We start from the raw sequence: 277 nt of genomic DNA, 5'->3' as shown, positions 1-277 counted from the left end.
CATCCGACTTGACAGACCGCCTGCGTGCGCTTTACGCCCAGTAATTCCGATTAACGCTTGCACCCTCCGTATTACCGCGGCTGCTGGCACGGAGTTAGCCGGTGCTTCTTCTGCGAGTAACGTCAATGAATGCGGTTATTAACCACATCCCCTTCCTCCTCGCTGAAAGTACTTTACAACCCGAAGGCCTTCTTCATACACGCGGCATGGCTGCATCAGGCTTGCGCCCATTGTGCAATATTCCCCACTGCTGCCTCCCGTAGGAGTCTGGACCGTG

At 55.6% G+C, this 277-nt stretch carries 1 rRNA gene; it reads right to left on the bottom strand.

The annotated features are described in order from the left end of the window. A 16S ribosomal RNA gene (locus tag NNO03_RS22815) occupies positions 1-277 on the bottom strand; the annotation flags it as partial.

This window comes from Citrobacter sp. Igbk 16 (genome assembly GCF_028069755.1).
GTDB lineage: Bacteria > Pseudomonadota > Gammaproteobacteria > Enterobacterales > Enterobacteriaceae > Citrobacter.
The sequence above is the reverse complement of the archived record's forward strand: the minus strand, read 5'-3'. Positions and strand labels throughout refer to the sequence as shown.